The sequence below is a fragment of the Plantibacter sp. MMLR14_011 genome, from assembly GCF_001865025.1.
Classification (GTDB): domain Bacteria; phylum Actinomycetota; class Actinomycetes; order Actinomycetales; family Microbacteriaceae; genus Plantibacter; species Plantibacter flavus_A.
This window is the reverse complement of the sequence record NZ_MJGW01000094.1, coordinates 183555-201657: the sequence shown is the minus strand read 5'-3', so window position 1 is coordinate 201657 and position 18103 is coordinate 183555. Positions and strand designations below refer to the sequence as shown.

The following is an 18103-nucleotide window of genomic DNA, read 5'->3' as shown; positions in this document are numbered from 1 at the left end:
CGAACCGTCGCCGATGAGCCGGACGTCACCGATCGCGGTTCGCGAGCACGATGCGTGCGACGGCGACCCGCGAGCGCACGCCCCAGGCGTGGAAGACGGCGCTGAGATGCTTCTCGACGGTCTTGCGGGAGATGCCGAGGGCCGTCGCGATCTCGTCGTTGGACAGGCCGTCCGCGACGAGTCCGGTGAGGTCGCGCTGTCGGGGCGTCAGCGGCGTGGTCGGGACGGGGACGGCGGTCAACGGCAGTGTGGCCGGGAGGCGTGAGGGGAGCTGGCGGCGGGACACGATCCCGAACGCGGCGAGCACCCGGGTGACGTGCGCGTCGACCGTGCGCGAGGAGAGCTGGAGGACGGACGCGATCTCCGCCGTCGAGTTGCCCTCCGCGGAGAGCAGGGCGACCTCGCGTTCGCGCGGCGACAGTCCGTCCCAACCGGATCCCGCGACCGGCGCGAGACGTCGACCGATCGCCTTCAGCTCCCGGGCGGCGGAGCGGGTCGCGGCGGTGTGTCCGCCGCGGACCGCCTGCTCGGCGAGCGCGGCCAACTCGCGGACGGCCTGCGTCCGGTCGGACATGGCGATCAGGGCGCGCGTCGCGAGGATCTCGCCGATCCCGGCTTCCAGCATGCGGCCGTCCGCCAACGCGCGGGTGGTCGCCGTGCGCGCGAGCGCCAGCGCCTCGGCGGGGCGCCCACGGAGGAGTTCGAGCTTGCACTGCATCCGGAGGATGGCCGGCCCGGGGACCCTGCGGTCGACGTCGGCGGCGATGAAGCCGATGAGGCGTTCCGATTCGACGATGTCGCGGTCGAGGAACGCGCTCGAGACCAGCAGTTCGATCGCGAGGGCCCGGTCCTGGACGGACAAGCCGCTGAAGTCGTTCCCCGATGCGCTGCGGGCGAGGGCCGCGGCACCGTGGTCGTCCGCGAGGGCTGCGAGTCCGTAGCCGACGAGGAGGTAGCACGTCGTCTGGAAGGCGCCCGTGGGTTCGGGGATGGCCTGACGGACGCGGCGGGCGAGCGTCCTGGTCGCCCCCTGCTCGGCTCGGTTCCCGGCGACGAGGCACTGCACGGCCTCCGCGTACAGCGCGGTCGGTCCGCTCCCGGCCCGCTCGAACATCGCGAGCGCGGCGGCCTCGGCCTCGGCGACGCGTCCCTCGTTGAGCAGGAGGCGGGCGAGGACCCCGTCGACGAGTGTCCGGTACAAGCGGCCCGGGGTGGCGGCGATGTCGTCGGCGAACGCGTCGGCGAAGCGCCGGGCGGCGTGGATCAGGACGTTGACGACGGCACCCTCGACGAGCAGGTACCCGACGAGCCAGGCCAGGGTCGGTTCGAGGTCCCCGCCGTCGTCGACGAGGGCGTCCGCCTCCGCGAAGCACCCCTCCAGCTCCGAGCCGGACGAGCGGTCCGACCCGAGGGCCAGCCCGGCGGCTCCGAGCACGAGCAGGCGGGTCGTCCGGTCGGAGTCCGTCGATGCGGCGAGCGCGTCCACCGCATCCCGGCGACAACCCGCGAAGTCGGCGGTGGTGAACCGGGCGTAGGACAGGAGGGCGAGGACGCGGGGATCGGACGCAGCGCCGGGCTCCGCCTCGAGCAGTGCGATCGCACCGGCGGCGTCGAAGTCCGCCACACGATCCAACGCATCTTCGAGAAGGTCGGCTGCTGACACCTGCTCAGCGTATCGTCGCCGGGTCCGATACGACGCCCGAAGGCGCCGTCCGGGTCAGCTGATGGTGAGGAGCTGGTGACCCGAGGAGACCGTGGCACCGACCGTCGCGTCGATCGCGCCGACCGTGCCGTCCTTGTGCGCCGTGATGGGCTGTTCCATCTTCATCGCCTCGAGGACGACGACGAGGTCGCCTTTCACGACGACATCGCCCTCGGCGACCGCGAGCTTCACGATGGTCGCCTGCATGGGCGCCGAGACGGAGTCACCCGTCGCACCCGAGACCACTGCTGCACCCCCGCGGCGGTGCGGAGCGGGAGCGGCGACCGGCGCACCGACGTTCAGTCCCAGCTGTCCGCCCGGAAGGCTGACCTCGAGACGCTTGCCGCCGACCTCGACGACCACCGTCGAGCGGGCAGCGGGTGCCTGCTGCGCATCGATGGATCCGTCCCAGGGCTCGATGTCGTTGACGAACTCCGTCTCGATCCATCGGGTGTAGACGCCGAAGGTGCCGTCCTCCGCGGTGAACGCGGGGTCGCGGACGATCTTGCGGTGGAAGGGGATGACGGTGGGGAGGCCGGCGACCTCGAACTCGTCGAGTGCGCGACGGCTCCGTTCGAGCGCCTCCTCGCGGGTACGTCCCGTGACGATGATCTTGCCGAGGAGCGAGTCGAACGCACCTGAGATCGTGTCGCCGGCCGTGACACCGGAGTCGAGCCGGACACCGGGGCCGCCGAAGGTCTTGAACACGTGGATCGGGCCCGGCTGCGGGAGGAAGCCGCGTCCCGGGTCCTCGCCGTTGATGCGGAACTCGAAGGAGTGGCCGCTCGGCTGCGGGTCGTCGTAGTCGAGCACGCCGCCCTCGGCGAGACGGAACTGCTCGCGGACGAGGTCGATGCCGGTGACCTCCTCGGAGACCGGGTGCTCGACCTGCAGGCGGGTGTTGACCTCGAGGAAGGAGACGGTGCCGTCCTTGCCGATGAGGAACTCGCAGGTGCCGGCACCGAGGTAACCGACCTCCTTGAGGATCGCCTTCGACGCCCGGTAGAGCTCCGTCACCTGGTCGTCGGTGAGGAAGGGTGCCGGTGCCTCCTCGACGAGCTTCTGGTGGCGACGCTGCAGGGAGCAGTCGCGGGTGGAGACGACGACCACGTTGCCGTGCGCGTCGGCCAGGCACTGTGTCTCGACATGGCGTGGCTGGTCGAGGTACTTCTCGACGAAGCACTCGCCCCGGCCGAACGCTGCGATGGCCTCGCGGGTGGCGGACTCGAAGAGCTCGGCGACCTCGTCGCGCTCGCGGGCGACCTTGAGGCCGCGACCGCCGCCGCCGAAGGCAGCCTTGATCGCGACGGGCAGGCCGTGGATGTCGACGAAGTCGAGCACCTCCTCGGCGCCCGAGACGGGGTTGAGCGTGCCTGGGGCGAGCGGAGCGCCCACCTTCTCGGCCACGTGGCGGGCGGAGACCTTGTCGCCGAGCCGCTCGATGGCCTCGGGCGACGGGCCGATCCAGATCAGCCCTGCGGCCATGACGGCACGCGCGAAGTCCGCGTTCTCGGCGAGGAAGCCGTAGCCCGGGTGGACGGCGTCGGCGCCGGACCGTCGGGCGATGGACAGGAGCTTGTCGATGACGAGGTACGTCTCCGCGCTCGTCGTCCCGTCGAGGGCGTAGGCCTCGTCGGCGAGACGGGCGTGCATGGCGTCGCGATCCTGGTCGGCGTAGACGGCGACGGAGGCGATCCCGCTGTCCTTCGCGGCTCGGATGATGCGGACGGCGATCTCGCCACGGTTGGCGATGAGGACCTTGGTTATACGTGGCACAGTCCACGAGCCTACCGGGAGGCCCGGGTGAGCCTTTGGCTCACACGCACAAAAAAGTCGCAGGAACGACGTATCGCCTCTACAAGGACCGGTCGTCAGAGGGCGCCGCGCCGGTTGCGCAGCTCGTGCCAGTCGTGTCCCAGCGTGCGGACGAGACGCCGCAGGGTCGGGAGCGAGAGGCCGACGACGGTCGACGGATCACCCTCGATGCGGGTGATGAAGGCGGCGCCCAGACTGTCGATCGTGAAGGCACCCGCGACCGCGAGGGGTTCCCCCGATGCGACGTAGGCGTCGATCTCGGCGTCGTCGAGGTCGTCGGCGAAGGACACCTCGGCGCTTGCGACCGCGCCGATCCCGACCGGCGCGGCGCCGGTGCAGTCGATGAGCCAGTGACCGGAGTACAGGGTCCCCGTCCTCCCGCGCTGGGCGTGCCAGCGTTCGCGGGCGCGCTCGGGTGTGTGGGGCTTGCCGTGGACGACGCCGTCGAGGACGAAGACCGAGTCGCCGCCGAGGATGAGGTCGGCCGCCTCGCCGCGTTCGCGCACGACGGCTAGAGCGGCTTCCGCCTTCGCACGGGCGAGGAGTGCCACCACCTCGTCGGGGGCGAGCGGTGCACCCGCGGCGAGGGTCGCGTCGTCGACGGCCCGTTCCTCGTCGACCGACGACGGGACGACGATCGGCTCGATGCCACTCGACCGCAGCAGGGCGAGTCTGGCCGGTGACGTGGAGGCGAGCGTGAGGCGCATGACGGTTCCTTCTGCAGTGGACGGTGGACTCCCCACAGCCGCCCGTGTGACATGCTCGACGCATGAGCACGACGACTGCACGCACCGTGGAACTGGACATCACCAACGTAGCCCACGGGGGTGTCTTCGTCGCCCGGCACGAGGGCCGGGTGGTCTTCGTCCCCGACACGCTCCCCGGCGAGCGCGTGCGGGCACGCATCGTCGACGAGAACGAGAAGCGCTTCTGGCGGGCTGAGACCCTGGAGGTCCTCACGCCGTCCGAGCACCGCCGTCCGCACGTCTGGGCCGAGGCCTCCGTCGACCGCGAGCCGAGCGAGCGGGCGGGAGGAGCGGAGTTCGGACACATCGAGCTCGCCCACCAGCGTGCGTTGAAGCACCAGGTCCTCGCTGAGGGGCTCGAGCGGTTCGCCGGAGTCGCTCCCGAGTTCACGGTCGCCGCGGTCGAGGGCGAGACGCCCGACGGCACCCGGTGGCGGACGCGGGTCTCCCTGCACGTCGACCAGCACGGCAACATCGGTCCCTACGCCTCGCGGTCCCACCACGTCGTCCCGGTCGACGACCTGCCGCTCGCGATCGAAGCGGTCGCTGGAGCGGCCAAGCTCGAGGAGTTGCCGGACGGCACCACGTCCATCGACATCGTCGCCTCCTCGACCGGGGCGGTCCGCGTCCTGACTCGTACGGACGAGGTCGGAGGCGGCGACCGCCGACGCGGTGGCGGGCGCGGTCGACGCGGGGGACCGAAGCCGGTCCGTCCGGCGGCAGACCCGATCCGCGAGCTCGTCGGCGAGCGCGAGTTCATCGTCGACGCGAACGGGTTCTGGCAGGTACACCGTCAGGCTGCGACGACCCTCCAGCAGGCCGTGTCGGCGGCCATCGACGACGCGCGCTTCGACCCGCGCGCCGCGAACCTCGACCTCTACGGCGGCGTCGGCCTCCTGGCCGCGGGCGTGGGGGACCGCTTCGGCGCGACCACCCGCATCACGACCGTGGAGAGTGACGAACGGGCCACCGAGTACGCGGGCGAGAACCTGTCCGAGTGGGTGGGCGCACAGGCCGTCACCGCGAAGGTCGACGCCTTCCTGCGGTCGGAGATCGCGACGGGCAGTCGGATCGAGCGGTCCCGGTACGCCACCGCGACCGTCGTGCTCGACCCGCCCCGCTCGGGCGCCGGCGCGGAGATCGTCGCCATGCTCGGCGAGCTGCGGCCCGCGTCGATCGTCTACGTCGCCTGCGACCCCATCGCGCTGTCCCGCGACGTCGCCCTCCTGGCGGAGCAGGGCTACGAGCTCGACCACCTCGCGGCCTACGACCTCTTCCCCAACACGCACCACCTCGAGGCCGTCGCGGGCTTCTCACGGACGGCTTGAGCGGGCCCGAGCCGACGGAGGCGACTCGCGATCCGGCCGTCGCGCCCGGCGGGTCCGTCACTCGCTACGATGGTGCCGTGGTGACCGTCGCAATCATTGATGATCACGAGTCCGTGCGGCTCGGGATCGAAGCGGTGTGTGCGCACGCCGGGTATCAGGTCGTGGCGAGTGCCCCGACCGCCGTCGAGTGCATCGCCGCGTTGAACGGCGTCGTGCCCGACGTGGTCGTGCTCGACCTCTCGCTCTCCGACGGCAGCACGCCGACCTCGAACATCCACGCGGTGCAGGCTGTGGGGGCACACGTCCTCATCCACTCGATCGCCGATCGGGTCGCACTGGTGCGCGAGGCGCTGGCCGCCGGAGCGTCCGGGGTCATCCCCAAGTCCTCACCGACGGACACGGTCATCGCCGCCATCGGCACGGTGGCCCGTGGCGAGGCCCTGAACAACATCGAGTGGGCGAGTGCGATCGACGCCGACAGCGATTTCGCGCGGGCGCAGCTGGGTCGTCGCGAGCGAGACGTCCTGCACCTCTACGCGTCCGGCCTGCCGCTGAAGACCGTCGCCATGCAGCTCGGCATCGCCTACTCCACGGCCCGAGAGCACATCGACCGCATCCGGGTGAAGTACGTCGAGGTGGGTCGCCCGGCACCGACGAAGGTCGACCTGCTCCGCCGAGCGGTCGAGGACGGGATCCTCCCCGGCCTCGATCAAGGCGGGACGGATGTCTCCTAGCTTCCGGGCACCGACCAGGCATCCCGCGATCCCCGCGACCACGAGAGATGTCCAGGTTCAGCGCCGGATGCTGAACACCGCGAACTTCGAACGCCTCCTCGGCCGGTCGGTCGCGATCATCGGACTCGTCTTCGGACTGCAGACCGCGTTCACCACGCTCGGACAGGGCGTCCAGATCACCGGCTGGTTCGGCGTCGTCTACGTCTCGCTCGTCTTCGGGACGATGTTCGGCGCCATCATCTGCTGCCTCTTCCTGTGGCACCACCGCATCGCCTCCGGCGTCTTCGCCGCCGTGTTCTTCGTGGCCCTCCTCATCTGGCCGGCGGTGAACGCGCAGGCGTCGGCGGACATCAACCAGGAACCGTGGATCTGGTACCTCTGCACGATCGCCGTCGCGTTCGCCTGCATCCCGCTGCAGTTGCGGGGGGCCATTGTGTACCTCGTCGTGACCTCGGTCATGTACGGCGTCAACCGCGTCATCGACGCCGACTTCGCGCCGGCGTCCTTCGAGATCGGTGCGCTCGACGCGTCGTACGCGACGATCATCGGAGGGCTCATCGTCGTCCTCGTCGGGCTGTTCCGTGTGCTGGCCGGTCGGGTCGACATCGCAAGGGCGGCCGCCCTCGCCACCTACGACGCGGCCGTCAAGCAGCACGCCACGGAAGTGGAGCGCGTCGAGGTCGATTCGATCGTCCACGACAGCGTCCTCGCCTCCCTGCTCGCCGCGGATCGGGCGCTGACCCCGAAGTCGGAGGCGCTCGCCGTCATGATGGCGCGGGTCGCGATCGAACAGCTCGAGGGTGTCGGAGCGCCGATGACGAACGAGGACGAGGTCACCGGTCTCGCCGAACTCATCGAACGGCTGCGTGCGGCCGCGTCGATGCTCGGTGAACCGTTCTCCGTCACGGTCGAGGGGGCGTCCGGCCGGGTCCTGCCCGTCACGGTCGCGAACGCGGTCTACTGGGCGACGGTGCAGGCGATGGTCAACAGCGTCGAGCACGCGGGTTCGGGAGTGGCGCGGAGCCTGTCCATCGAGGGCACGGTCTCCGGCGGCGTCTGCGTCATCGTCGGCGACGACGGCGTCGGGTTCTGCCCCGAGCAGGTCGCCGAGGAGCGGCTCGGGCTGAAGGTCTCGATCGTCGAGCGGGTCGCCGCGGTCGGCGGTCGCTCGACGGTGATCTCCCGTCCGGGTGAGGGTGCCGTGATCCGCATCGAGTGGTCACCGGAGCACGACTCGTGACCCCGGCACCGCGGTACGCCCTCGTCATCCTCGCCGCCCTGTTCTCGGCGTACCACCTGCTCCGCGCGGCGCTGACGCTCGAGACACCCCGCGACGTCGTCCCGGTCCTCATCGCGATGCTCGTCTACGCCGTCGCGAGCGTCCTGAGTCTCTGGCCGATGGGCACGACGCGCATGCCGTCGTGGCTCGCGAGCATCAACCTCGCGACCGCGATCGTCGTCCCGTTGCTCGTGACCAGCCAGCTCGACCCCACGCGGAACAACGGGTACGCCACCTGGCACGTCGCGTCGATCGGGACACTGATGACGATCACCGTGGTCCGGCAGCGGGAGGCGGTCGCCTACATCGGGATCGTCTTCCTCACGGTCCAGTCGCTCCTCTGGGCGGGTCCGGGACTGGCGCTCGGGATGGGTGTCACGGGCAGCCTCATCTGGGTCGTCCTCGCGAGTGTGCTCACCCGATCGATCGCCGGGGCGCAGCATGACGCCGAGCGCCTGACGCAGGCGGAGCATGCGACCTCGGACTGGCAGGCGGCGCAGTACGCGCACGTGCACGAGCGGAGACGACGCCTCAGCCAGACGGGCCGACTGGCGACCCCGATGCTGCGCACGATCATCGCCAACGGCGGCAGGCTCTCCGTGGCCGATCGCACGGAGTGCCGGACGCTCGAGGCCAGTCTCCGCGACGAGATCCGTGGCCGCCACCTCCTGAGCGACCCGGTCCGGTCCGAGGTGCTCGCGGCCCGGCGGCGCGGCGCGATCGTGAACATGCTGGACGAAGGTGGCCTCGAGGAGCTGGACGCCGGCGTCCTCGACGCGATCCACGAGCAGATCGCCGAAGCGCTCGCCGCCTCGCAAGCCACCCGCCTCATCGTGCGGAGCGTCCCGGACGACGAACGCGTCGCGGTGACCGTGGTCGGCCTGCGCGCGGTGCACCGTGAACCGGGCGTCGCTGCGGGTCCGGACGACGACGACGAGGAACTCGACGTCTGGCTCGAGATCCCGCGCGACGGGTCCCGTGCCGACGTGGGTGCGGTCGGCGTGTCCGACGAGGACTGAACCGCTCCGACGAGGGCAGCGCCCGTCCACGGGCTCAGGGACCGAGGTGTTCCGGGTGGACTTCTTCCGGTCACTGAGCTTGTCGAAGTGCCCACGAGGAACCCCTTCGTCGGCGGGGTCAGAACGGGGCGGGATCGGGTGCCGTCCGGTGGTGTTTCCCGTCGGGTGTCGTCCAATCGAGCACCCCGCCGGGTCTGTGGTCGAGGTTCCACCCCGGCAGGTGCTTCATCCGATGGTGATGTCGACACAGGCAGGCGAGATTGCCGACATCCGTGGTGCCTCCGTCCTCCCACGCGATCGAATGATCGAGGTCGCAAGCCCGGGCCCGTCTTCCGCAGCCTGGTGCTCGACAGGTGCCGTCCCGGAGGCGTACAGCGCGTTGGAGGTCGGCCGGAACGCGGTACTGATTCCGCCCGACTGAGAGAACCGCACCGGTCTCGGGTTGGACGAGGATCCGGGTGTAGCTCGGTGCGTTCACCGCGATGCGTGCGGCGGTCTCGGGGTCGATGGGGCCGTAGCCGTCGAGCACGGCCGGGGCATCGCTCATGCCGACAATGCTGAGCGCCGGGACGGTGATCTGCACGGTCGGTGTGATGTGTTCCTGGACCTCGATCGGGTGCGGGAGCACCGGGCTGGACGCAACGTCGTCCGGTGTGACGCCGGTGAGGGCGAGGGCCGCGAGCGCGTCGGCCTGGAGTTGTCCGCAGGTGCGGGTGTCACCGGCCTTGCGCGATTCCGTCGCTGCCGTCTCGACCCGCTCGATGATGCCTTGCGCGATCGGTGCGGTGGTGAACAGGTGCACCCACGCCATGCCGTCGGCGGCGGGTTCGAACTCGATCCGACGGTCCGCCTCGGACCGCCGGGCGCGGGCGGTGATCGACTCGGGGTGGAGACGCTCGCGCAGGACGCGGGCGCGCCTGCGGAGGTTCGCGTTGGTGGACGCTTCCGCGACCTGCAAGACTTCCGCGAGGAACACCGCCCGCCCCGCGGTCGGCACGTCACTGAGTTGGTCGATGATCGTCTGCGCATGCCGCGCCGAAATACGACCGGCTTCGAGGGATTCGAGCACAGCCGGCGCTTCGTTCACGAGCAGTTCGGCATCGTTGGTCGCACGCTGAACCGTCCGTTCCGGCGTCCGGGTCGCCATCGCGAGCGCCGCACAGGTCGACCGACGTGACAGGGCCTGCCGTTCCGCCGGCGGGAAGAACGCCGGAACCGTGGCGTCGGCGAAGGCGTCCGCGTAGGCGGCGGAACGGGCGAGGAGCCGGGCCTCCTCGGCGTCCAGAGCAGCACGCCGACGCTGGATGTCCGCGTAGCGGTCCGAGAACTCCGCGAGCTGCGCGGCGTATTCGTCGCCAGCTCGAACTGCGGAGGTGGTCTCGATCATGGCTCCAGTCCACCATGGACCACTGACATTCCAGATGCCGAGTGACGGTGACTGTGGAAGTTGCTCGTGTGCCCTTCGACAGGCTCAGGGACCGGGACAGGGTTGCTCGGAGCCGGAGGGAAACCGGGTGGACCTCCTCCCGTCACTGCGGTTGTCGGGGTGCCTCCGTGTGCCCTTCGACAAGCTCAGGGACCGGGGAGGGTGCTCAGGGGACCGGGGAGGGTGCTCAGGGACCGGGGGTGCTCCGGATCGGAGGAGGGCGCTCAGGGGCCGGGGGTGCTCCGGACCGGGGAGGGTGCTCAGGGACCCGGGGGAAGTCGCGCAGGCGGCGGGAGAGGTCGAACGAAAGGAGGGCCAGCACCCGATGCTGGCCCTCCGTGACGTTCGTGGGTCAGAGCGGTAACCCGAATACTGCTCTGACCCGCCCCCGAACTCCTGCCCGCTTACCCTAGATGGAGCAGGAGCTGGTGAAGTGGTCTCGATGAGACTCAACTGTCGAGAATGATCATCCCCCATCAGGGGTACCCCCGACAGTCGGCACTATGGAGGACACGAACGGGGGACAGCACCGCGCGCCACGAGGGGCAACCGGTGGTCGTCCGCCCAGGCGGCTCAGCCCGTGAACGCGCGCCAGTGTCCGGGGCCTGCTGTGATCCCCGTACGGAGGTTCCGCCTCGTCCGCTCCCACGTCGACGGGACGCGGGGCGCCGGGGCGGTGTCGGCGTCGCGCAGCGCCTGTTCGGCGATCGCGACGCTCAGCACCGCGGTCAGCGCAGCCAGCTCCTCGTCTGTGGGCGCACCGCGCACGATCCGCAGATCGATCGACGACGGCTCGGTCGTGCTCGGCTCGGTGCCGGTGCTCACAGCGGGATGTTCCCGTGCTTCTTGGCGGGCAGGCTCGCACGCTTCGTCCGGAGTGCGCGGAGCGCCTTGATGACCGAGACCCGCGTGGCAGCCGGCTCGATGACGCCGTCCAGCTCGCCGCGCTCGGCGGCGAGGAACGGGCTCGCCACGTTGTAGGTGTACTCGTTCGCGAGGCGCGTGCGCACGGCGGCGACGTCCTCGCCGGCCTCCTCGGCCCGCTTGATCTCGCCGCGATACAGGATGTTGACGGCACCCTGCCCGCCCATGACCGCGATCTCGGCCGTGGGCCAGGCGAGGTTGATGTCGGCCCCGAGCTGCTTCGAGCCCATGACGATGTAGGCGCCGCCGTAGGCCTTGCGCAGGATGACGGTCACCAGGGGCACCGTGGCCTCGGCATAGGCGTAGAGGAGCTTCGCGCCGCGGCGGATGACGCCGGTCCACTCCTGGTCGGTGCCGGGCAGGTAGCCGGGGACGTCGACCAGGGTGAGGATCGGGATGCTGAACGCGTCGCAGAACCGGACGAACCGACTCGCCTTCTCGCCCGCTTCGATGTTGAGCGTCCCGGCCATCTGGGAGGGCTGGTTCGCGATGACACCGACCGACCGTCCTTCGACGCGCGCGAAACCGATGACGATGTTCGGCGCGAAGAGCGGCTGGACCTCGAGGAAGTCGGCGTCGTCGACGACGTGTTCGATGACGGTCTTCACGTCGTAGGGCTGGTTCGGCGAGTCGGGGATGAGGGTGTTGAGGCGACGGTCCTCGTCGGTCGTCTCCAGCTCCACCTCGACGTCGAAGACCGTGGCCTCGGACAGGTTGTTGTCGGGCAGGAAGCCGACGAGGGTCCGGGCGTAGTCGAGGGCATCCGGCTCGTCGCTCGCGAGGTAGTGGGCGACGCCCGAGCGGGTGTTGTGCGTGTACCCGCCGCCGAGCTCCTCCATGCCGACGTCCTCGCCCGTGACGGTCTTGATGACGTCGGGGCCCGTGACGAACATCTGGCTGGTCTTGTCGACCATGATGACGAAGTCGGTGAGTGCGGGGGAGTAGACGGCGCCGCCGGCCGCCGGACCCATGATGATGGAGATCTGCGGGATGACCCCGGAAGCCTGGGTGTTGCGGCGGAAGATCTCGCCGTACTTGCCCAGCGCGACCACACCCTCCTGGATGCGCGCCCCGCCGGAGTCGAGCATGCCGATGATCGGGACGCCCGTCTTCAACGCGAGGTCCATGATCTTGATGATCTTGTCGCCGGCGACCTCACCGAGCGAACCGCCGAAGATGGTGAAGTCCTGCGAGTACACGGCGACCTGGCGGCCGTGGATGGTGCCGGTTCCGGTGACGACGGCATCGCCGTACGGTCGTGAGCGGTCCATGCCGAAGGCGGTCGTGCGGTGCCGCACGAACTCGTCGAGTTCGACGAAGCTGCCGTGGTCGAGCAGCTGCTCGATGCGTTCCCGCGCGGTGAGCTTGCCCTTCTTGTGCTGCTTCTCGATGGCGGCTTCGCCGCTCGCCGTCACGGCCTCGTGATAGCGGTTCTTGAGGTCGGCGAGCTTCCCGGCCGTCGTGTACAGGTCAGGGCCGGAGGTGGTTTCGTCGGTCACGCTTTCACCTTACCCGGTGGTCCCCCGGCCGACCCGTTGACGATCGGGTACAAGCGGCGCGCTGATCCGTTGTCGGCATCGTCCAAGCATGCCGGTGGGTGACGCGGGCACCGACGACCGGCCTCAGTAGTGTTGTGCCATGGATCTGCCCCTCACCGCCGCCCTCGTCCCACGCCTCGAGATCCTCGCCCACGCCGGCTCCACCAACGACGAACTCGCCCGACGCGTGCGCGAGGACGGCGGCGACGCGTGGCCGGACCGCGCGGTCGTCGTCACCGACGATCAGCGCGGGGGACGAGGCCGCCTCGGTCGCGTGTGGACAGTGCCACCCGGCACGTCACTCGCCGTCTCGGTCCTGCTTCGGCCGGTCACTCCGTCGGGTGATCCGCTCCCGCTGCAGGCCTACGGCTGGCTCCCGCTCCTCGCGGGTGCGGCGCTCGCGGAGTCGCTCCGGGAGCTCGGGGTGCCCGCCGACGTGAAGTGGCCGAACGACGTGCTCATCGGCGGTCGGAAGGTGTCCGGCATCCTCGCCGAGCTGCTGCCGAGTGGGGACGCGGTGATCCTCGGGACCGGTGTCAACCTCCGTCAGCGTGCCGAGGAACTGCCGACCGACCGGTCCACCTCGCTCGCGCTCGCCGGTCTCGTCGATCCTGACCCGGACACCGTCCTCGTCGGCTACCTGCGCGCGTTCGGCACACTGTACGACGCCTACCTGGCGGCGTCCGGTGACGCCGAGGCCAGCGGGCTCCGAGCTGCGGTCACCGAGCGATGCGTGACGTTGGACAGCTCGGTGCGGGTGGAACTCCCCGGCGGCGACGTCCTGACCGGGACGGCCGAGCGGATCGACGCCGACGGGCGGCTCGTCGTCCGACCGACCGACGGTGGTGCGCCGGTCGCGGTGGCGGCCGGCGACGTCACGCACGTGCGCTGAGCGTTCCCGCCTGTTCGGTGAGGGACCGGCGTGCGAGTACCGTCGCGCCGGAGACGGCTGCCGGCATGACCAGCACGGACAGGACCGGCAGGAGGAAGAGGACCGCGACCGTCATCCCGAAGCCCAGGGTGCGGGCGCGTCTCCTCGCGAGGGTCCGGCGGCGGTCGCGCAACGACAATCCCCTCGCGTCGAACGCGTAGCCCGTCAGCTCGAGGGCGAGGAACCAACCGCTCATGGCGAGCCCGAGCACCGGGACCACCGTCTGGCCGATCACCGGGACGAAGCCGAGGAGGAAGAGGACGGCCGCCGTCGGGATGGTGAGCATGAGCAGGCCGAGTGCCCGGGTGACACCGGTGAGGAGTCCGCGCCAGGCGGACTCACCCGACTCCGGAGGAGCGTCGCCGAGGGTGCGTTCGACGTCGGCCCAGATCCGCTCGTAGAAGGGGTCGCCGACGAGGAGCGTCGCTGCGGCGTAGGCGTACAGCATCACCACGACGGCGACGGCCACCAATGCCACCGCTGCGGCCACCCGGATGGACGAGCGGTACGGCTCGTCCCAGGTGTCGGCGAACGGTGTCGCCCAGTCGACGATCGTGGCGGCGTTGACGCCGAGGAGGACGAGCAGCGCGATGAACACGACGCCCACGATCGCGGCGGGGACCATGCCGAGCAGCATGCGCTTTGGCGAGGTACCCCAGAGGCGGAACCCGCCGAAGAGGATGCCGATCCCCTCGAGGAACGACCCGACGACGCCGGGGTGCTGCGCCGTCGGTGCGGTGCTGTCGGCCGGTTTCACGCCTTCATGCTAGCCGGGCGGCCGATGTACGGATGCTCGGGATCGCCGACGGGCGGGGTGGGAGCAGGCGGCGGGTTGCCGCGACTGCTAAGAATGGGAGTATGGCTGATCCCGGTATGACGGGGCCGGGCAGGCCGGCTCCTCCCGCGGCGGCGACCGAACGTGTGGTCGCACGCCTGCGTCCGCATGCCCGGCGGCTCCTGCTCCCCGCCCTCCTGCTCATCGCGGTGAGCGGCGCCGGTGCGTACTTCTTCGGCTCGTTCGACCTCGAGTGGCAGAACTGGGCCGTCCTCATCGGCGGCGGGGTGATCGTGCTGGTCGCCTGCGTCCTGCCGTTCATCGCCTGGCTGTCGGTCCGCTACGTGATCACGACCCGGCGACTGATCGTCCGTCGCGGGTTCTTCGTGCGGACGCGCCAGGAGCTCTACCACGCCCGCGGCTACGGCATCACGGTGCACAAGAGCTGGGTGCAGAGCGCCTTCGGGAGCGGCAACGTCCGGGTGACGAGCGGTGGCGAGGTGCCGGTCGTCCTACGGGACGTCCCCGGTGCGGTCCTCGTCCAGAACGCCCTGCACGAGCTCGTCGCGGAGAACCAGAGCATCGCCGCGCCGTACCCGGCAGCACCGCCTCCGATGCAGCAGCCACCGGTCCGACGCTGACCGGTGCGGGGCGCGCCCGGCCGGTACGATGTTCGAGTCGGGGCACCCGCCGATCCGCCTCCGGATCCGCCCGTCCCGCCTGCCGAAACGAGACCCGCCGGCCGGTCGCCGGAGAGCTGGAGTGAACCCATGAGCATTCGCGTCGGAGTGATCGGCGGTGGTCAGCTGGCCAGGATGATGGTGCCCGCGGCCGTGAACCTCGGACTCGACATCCGGGTGCTCGCCGAGCAGGAGGGCATGTCTGCCCGGCTCGCCACCGTCGAGGTGGGCGACTACCGCGACGCCGACACGGTGCTCGCCTTCGCCGAGACGGTCGACGTCATCACCTTCGACCACGAGCACGTGCCACAGCACGTCCTGCGGGCGCTCGTCGACGCCGGTGTGCAGGTACACCCGGGACCGGACGCGCTCGCCGTCGCCCAGGACAAGCTGCTCATGCGCGAACGCCTCACGGAGCTCGGACTGCCGGTGCCCGACTGGGCGCGCGTGCACGATCAGGAGGAGCTCGCCGCCTTCCTCGCCGAGCACGGCGGGAAGGGCGTCGTGAAGACGCCACGTGGTGGCTACGACGGCAAGGGCGTCCGCGTCGTCCACGGACCGAACGAGGTCGACGACTGGTTCACAGCGCTCTCCGAGGACGCCAACGGCGGAGCACTGCTCGTCGAGGAGCTGGTGTCGTTCCGGCGCGAGCTCGCCCAGCTCGTCGCCCGGCGCCCGTCCGGCGAGGTGGTGCCGTGGCGCGTCGTCGAGACCGTCCAACTCGGTGGGGTGTGCAGCGAGGTCATCGCTCCGGCGCCCGGCTCGGCCGGTCGGCTCGCCGACACCGCGGAGGAGATCGCCGTGACCGTCGCGACCGCGCTCGGGGTGACGGGCGTCCTGGCCGTCGAACTCTTCGAGACCGACGACGACCGCCTGCTCATCAACGAACTCGCCATGCGTCCGCACAACAGCGGGCACTGGACGCAGGACGGTAGCGTCACGAGCCAGTTCGAGCAGCACCTGCGCGCCGTCCTCGACCTGCCCCTCGGCTGGACGGGCTGCCACCGCGATTGGACCGTCATGGTGAACGTCCTCGGCGGGCCCGCGGAGGGGACGCTCGACGACCGTTACCCGCAGGTCCTCGGTGCGCACCCGCTGGCGAAGGTGCACAACTACGGCAAGGACCCCCGCCCCGGGCGCAAGGTCGGCCACGTCAACGTCGCGGGCGACGATCTCGACGACGTCGTGTACGAGGCACGCGCCGCCGCGGCATTGCTCGGAGCCGAGAACGCCTGACCGCCCTTCGACAAGCTCAGGGGCCGGGTGAGGGCCTCAGGGACCGAGGGCTGGGCTCAGGGACCGATGACCGGTCCCTGAGCCTGTCGAAGGGCCTCGCCCTCGACCCCGGAGCGCCTCAGTACACGTCGCGGATATAGCGCTTCTCGCGCTTCAGCGTGTGCACGTACTCGGCCGCGGCCTCCGTCGAACGCCCGCCGTGTTCGGCGATGAGCTCGTGCAACGCCTGGTCGACGTCCTTCGCCATCCGTGAGGCGTCACCGCAGACGGCGAAGTGGCCGCCCTCTTCGAGCCAGGCGTAGAGCTCCTTGCCGTTCTCGCGCATCCGGGTCTGGACGTACACCTTCTCGCGCTGGTCGCGGGAGAACGCGAGGTCCAGACGGTCCAGCACCCCTCCGGTGAGCAGCTCGCCGAGTTCGTCCTCGTAGATGAAGTCGTGCGCGCGGTGCTGGTCGCCGAAGAACAGCCAGTTCCGACCCGTCGCCCCGCGCTCGCGGCGCTCCTGGAGGAACGAGCGGAACGGCGCGATCCCGGTTCCCGGGCCGACCATGATGAGCGGTGCATCGTCGTCCGACGGCACCCGGAAGCCCGCGTTCGCGGAGACGAAGATCCCGCTCGTGGCACCCTCCGCGACCCGGTCGGCGAGATGCGTCGACGCGACGCCGCCGTGCAGACGGTCGCCGACCGCGTACCGGACGCTCGCGACGGTGAGGTGCACGCGCCCGTCGGCCGCCAGCGGACTGGACGAGATCGAGTACGCGCGGTGCTGGAGCGGACGCAGCACGTCGAGGAGCGAGGCGGCGTCGAACCGGACCGCGGTGGAGCGCAGGAGGTCGAGGATGTCGCGGTCGCGCAACCAGGAGTCGAGCGTCTCCGCCTGGGCGAGCGCGAGGATCCCCGCCAGCTCCGAGTCCGGCGCGCGGTCGGCGAGCTCGGCCACGAGGTCCTTCGACGGGGTGCGGATCTCGAACCCGTGGGTGAGCCGGTCCGCCAGGGTCGAGCCGTCGACCGACTCGTCCGCGGTCGCGTCCAGTTCGGCGATGATGGCGTCGACGAGCGCCGGGTCGTTGCTCGGCATGACGCCGAGGGCGTCGCCGGCCGCGTATTCGATGCCGCTGTCGCCAAGGTCGAACTCGTAGTGCCGGATCTCCTTCGACGAGGCGGGCCCGGACAGGACGCGGTTGACGGCGAGGGTCGCGCCGTACGGCGTCTTGCGGGTCCACGGTGAACGCGTGCGGCCGGGCTTCTTCGCCGGTTTGGCCGCCGGCGCGGGAGCGGGTGCCGCATCGGCGTCCGTCGGGGCGAGGGCGCCGAACAGCGACAGCGCCTGCGTGGTCCACGCCGCGGCGGGCTCCTCGTAGTCGACGTCGCAGTCCACGCGGGCGAGGATGCGTTCCGCGCCGAGCTGCTCCAGACGCGTGTCGATGAGCTTGCCCGCCTGGCAGAACCCGTCGTATCCGGAGTCGCCGAGCGCGAGCACGGAGAACTTCAGGCCGTCGAGGCGTGGTGCGGTGCTCGCCTGAAGCGTCTCCCAGAACAGTTCGGCGTTGTCGGGCATCTCACCTTCGCCGTACGTGGAGGTGATGACGACGACGTGTCCCATCGTCGGGAGCCGGTCGACCTCGACGTCGTCGAGCCCGATCGTCGTCACCGCCACACCGTAGCCGGAGGCGGCTCGGCCGAGATCCTCCGCGATGGCCTCCGCGGTGCCCGTCTGCGTCCCGACGAGCACGTGCAGGGCGAGCTGCGGCGTGCGGCCACCTGCGTCGGTGGCGTCGATCGCGCTGGAGCGGACACCGGCCAGGAAACCGGCGAGCCAGACACGCTGCTCGGGGCTGAACGGTGCGTCCGCCGGGATGAACGGGTCGTCGGCGCTGCTGCCGAGCGCGGCGAGCGCCTCGAAGAGCACCGGGCTCGATCCGATCGCCGTCGGTGTCCGTGTCTCGGTCATGATCCCCTCCGGGCCGGGC

Annotated in this window: 15 protein-coding genes; 7 read left to right on the top strand and 8 right to left on the bottom strand. The window is 70.6% G+C overall.

Annotated features, from left to right (window positions below; translation table 11 throughout):
• Positions 1–25 precede the first annotated feature (25 nt).
• The 3 genes from BIU99_RS18825 to BIU99_RS18815 form a co-directional block, all read right to left on the bottom strand.
• Entirely contained in the window at positions 26–1663 is a 1638-nt protein-coding gene (locus BIU99_RS18825) for a LuxR C-terminal-related transcriptional regulator (RefSeq protein WP_139205511.1), read from the bottom strand.
• 54 nt (positions 1664–1717) lie between these two features.
• Positions 1718–3478 carry a biotin carboxylase N-terminal domain-containing protein gene (locus BIU99_RS18820; protein ID WP_071262523.1) on the bottom strand — a complete coding sequence of 587 codons (1761 nt, stop codon included), beginning with the start codon at positions 3476–3478 and terminating at the stop codon, positions 1718–1720.
• 95 nt (positions 3479–3573) lie between these two features.
• Positions 3574–4224 carry a nucleoside triphosphate pyrophosphatase gene (locus BIU99_RS18815; RefSeq protein ID WP_071262522.1) on the bottom strand — a complete coding sequence of 217 codons (651 nt, stop codon included), beginning with the start codon at positions 4222–4224 and terminating at the stop codon, positions 3574–3576.
• Positions 4225–4286: 62 nt separating this feature from the next.
• Here BIU99_RS18815 and BIU99_RS18810 point away from each other — a divergent pair, with 62 nt between their 5' ends.
• The 4 genes from BIU99_RS18810 to BIU99_RS18795 all read left to right on the top strand — a co-directional run bounded on the left by BIU99_RS18810 (position 4287) and on the right by BIU99_RS18795 (position 8623).
• A complete protein-coding gene (locus BIU99_RS18810) occupies positions 4287–5591 on the top strand; it encodes a class I SAM-dependent RNA methyltransferase (protein WP_071262521.1) in 1305 nt (434 codons plus the stop codon).
• A 77-nt stretch (positions 5592–5668) separates the two neighbouring features.
• A complete protein-coding gene (locus tag BIU99_RS18805; RefSeq protein WP_064294846.1) occupies positions 5669–6325 on the top strand; it encodes a response regulator transcription factor in 657 nt (218 codons plus the stop codon).
• 67 nt (positions 6326–6392) lie between these two features.
• Positions 6393–7565 carry a sensor histidine kinase gene (locus tag BIU99_RS18800; RefSeq protein WP_079002866.1) on the top strand — a complete coding sequence of 391 codons (1173 nt, stop codon included), beginning with the start codon at positions 6393–6395 and terminating at the stop codon, positions 7563–7565.
• Positions 7562–8623 (top strand): hypothetical protein, encoded by a 1062-nt coding sequence (locus BIU99_RS18795; protein ID WP_064294848.1) that lies wholly within the window; start codon positions 7562–7564, stop codon positions 8621–8623. Before BIU99_RS18800 ends, BIU99_RS18795 begins: the two co-directional genes overlap by 4 nt.
• Before the next feature lie 118 nt (positions 8624–8741).
• On the opposite strand, the gene BIU99_RS18790 is transcribed toward BIU99_RS18795, so the two are convergent.
• The 3 genes from BIU99_RS18790 to BIU99_RS18780 all read right to left on the bottom strand — a co-directional run bounded on the left by BIU99_RS18790 (position 8742) and on the right by BIU99_RS18780 (position 12472).
• Positions 8742–10010 (bottom strand): HNH endonuclease signature motif containing protein, encoded by a 1269-nt coding sequence (locus BIU99_RS18790; protein ID WP_071262520.1) that lies wholly within the window; start codon positions 10008–10010, stop codon positions 8742–8744.
• Positions 10011–10622: 612 nt separating this feature from the next.
• Complete coding sequence (locus BIU99_RS18785) at positions 10623–10874, bottom strand: acyl-CoA carboxylase subunit epsilon (protein ID WP_083397471.1); 252 nt, start codon at positions 10872–10874, stop codon at positions 10623–10625.
• Entirely contained in the window at positions 10871–12472 is a 1602-nt protein-coding gene (locus BIU99_RS18780; protein ID WP_071262519.1) for an acyl-CoA carboxylase subunit beta, read from the bottom strand. The genes BIU99_RS18785 and BIU99_RS18780 overlap by 4 nt, the downstream gene beginning before the upstream one ends.
• Positions 12473–12611: 139 nt before the next feature.
• On the opposite strand from BIU99_RS18780, the gene BIU99_RS18775 reads away from it, so the two are divergent.
• Entirely contained in the window at positions 12612–13403 is a 792-nt protein-coding gene (locus BIU99_RS18775; RefSeq protein ID WP_071262518.1) for a biotin--[acetyl-CoA-carboxylase] ligase, read from the top strand.
• Here BIU99_RS18775 and BIU99_RS18770 read toward each other — a convergent pair.
• Positions 13387–14199, bottom strand: coding sequence for an EI24 domain-containing protein (locus BIU99_RS18770; protein WP_071262517.1), 813 nt, complete (start codon positions 14197–14199; stop codon positions 13387–13389). The two genes, BIU99_RS18775 and BIU99_RS18770, sit on opposite strands and share 17 nt — an antisense overlap.
• A gap of 101 nt (positions 14200–14300) precedes the next feature.
• Here BIU99_RS18770 and BIU99_RS18765 point away from each other — a divergent pair, with 101 nt between their 5' ends.
• Entirely contained in the window at positions 14301–14858 is a 558-nt protein-coding gene (locus BIU99_RS18765; RefSeq protein ID WP_231884331.1) for a PH domain-containing protein, read from the top strand.
• A 129-nt stretch (positions 14859–14987) separates the two neighbouring features.
• Positions 14988–16133 (top strand): 5-(carboxyamino)imidazole ribonucleotide synthase, encoded by a 1146-nt coding sequence (locus tag BIU99_RS18760; RefSeq protein WP_064295173.1) that lies wholly within the window; start codon positions 14988–14990, stop codon positions 16131–16133.
• 118 nt (positions 16134–16251) lie between these two features.
• Here the strand turns inward: BIU99_RS18760 and BIU99_RS18755 are convergent, their stop codons facing one another.
• The gene (locus BIU99_RS18755; RefSeq protein ID WP_082916047.1) at positions 16252–18084 is read right to left on the bottom strand and encodes a sulfite reductase subunit alpha; all 1833 of its coding nucleotides are present in this window, start codon (positions 18082–18084) and stop codon (positions 16252–16254) included.
• Positions 18085–18103: the final 19 nt, after the last annotated feature.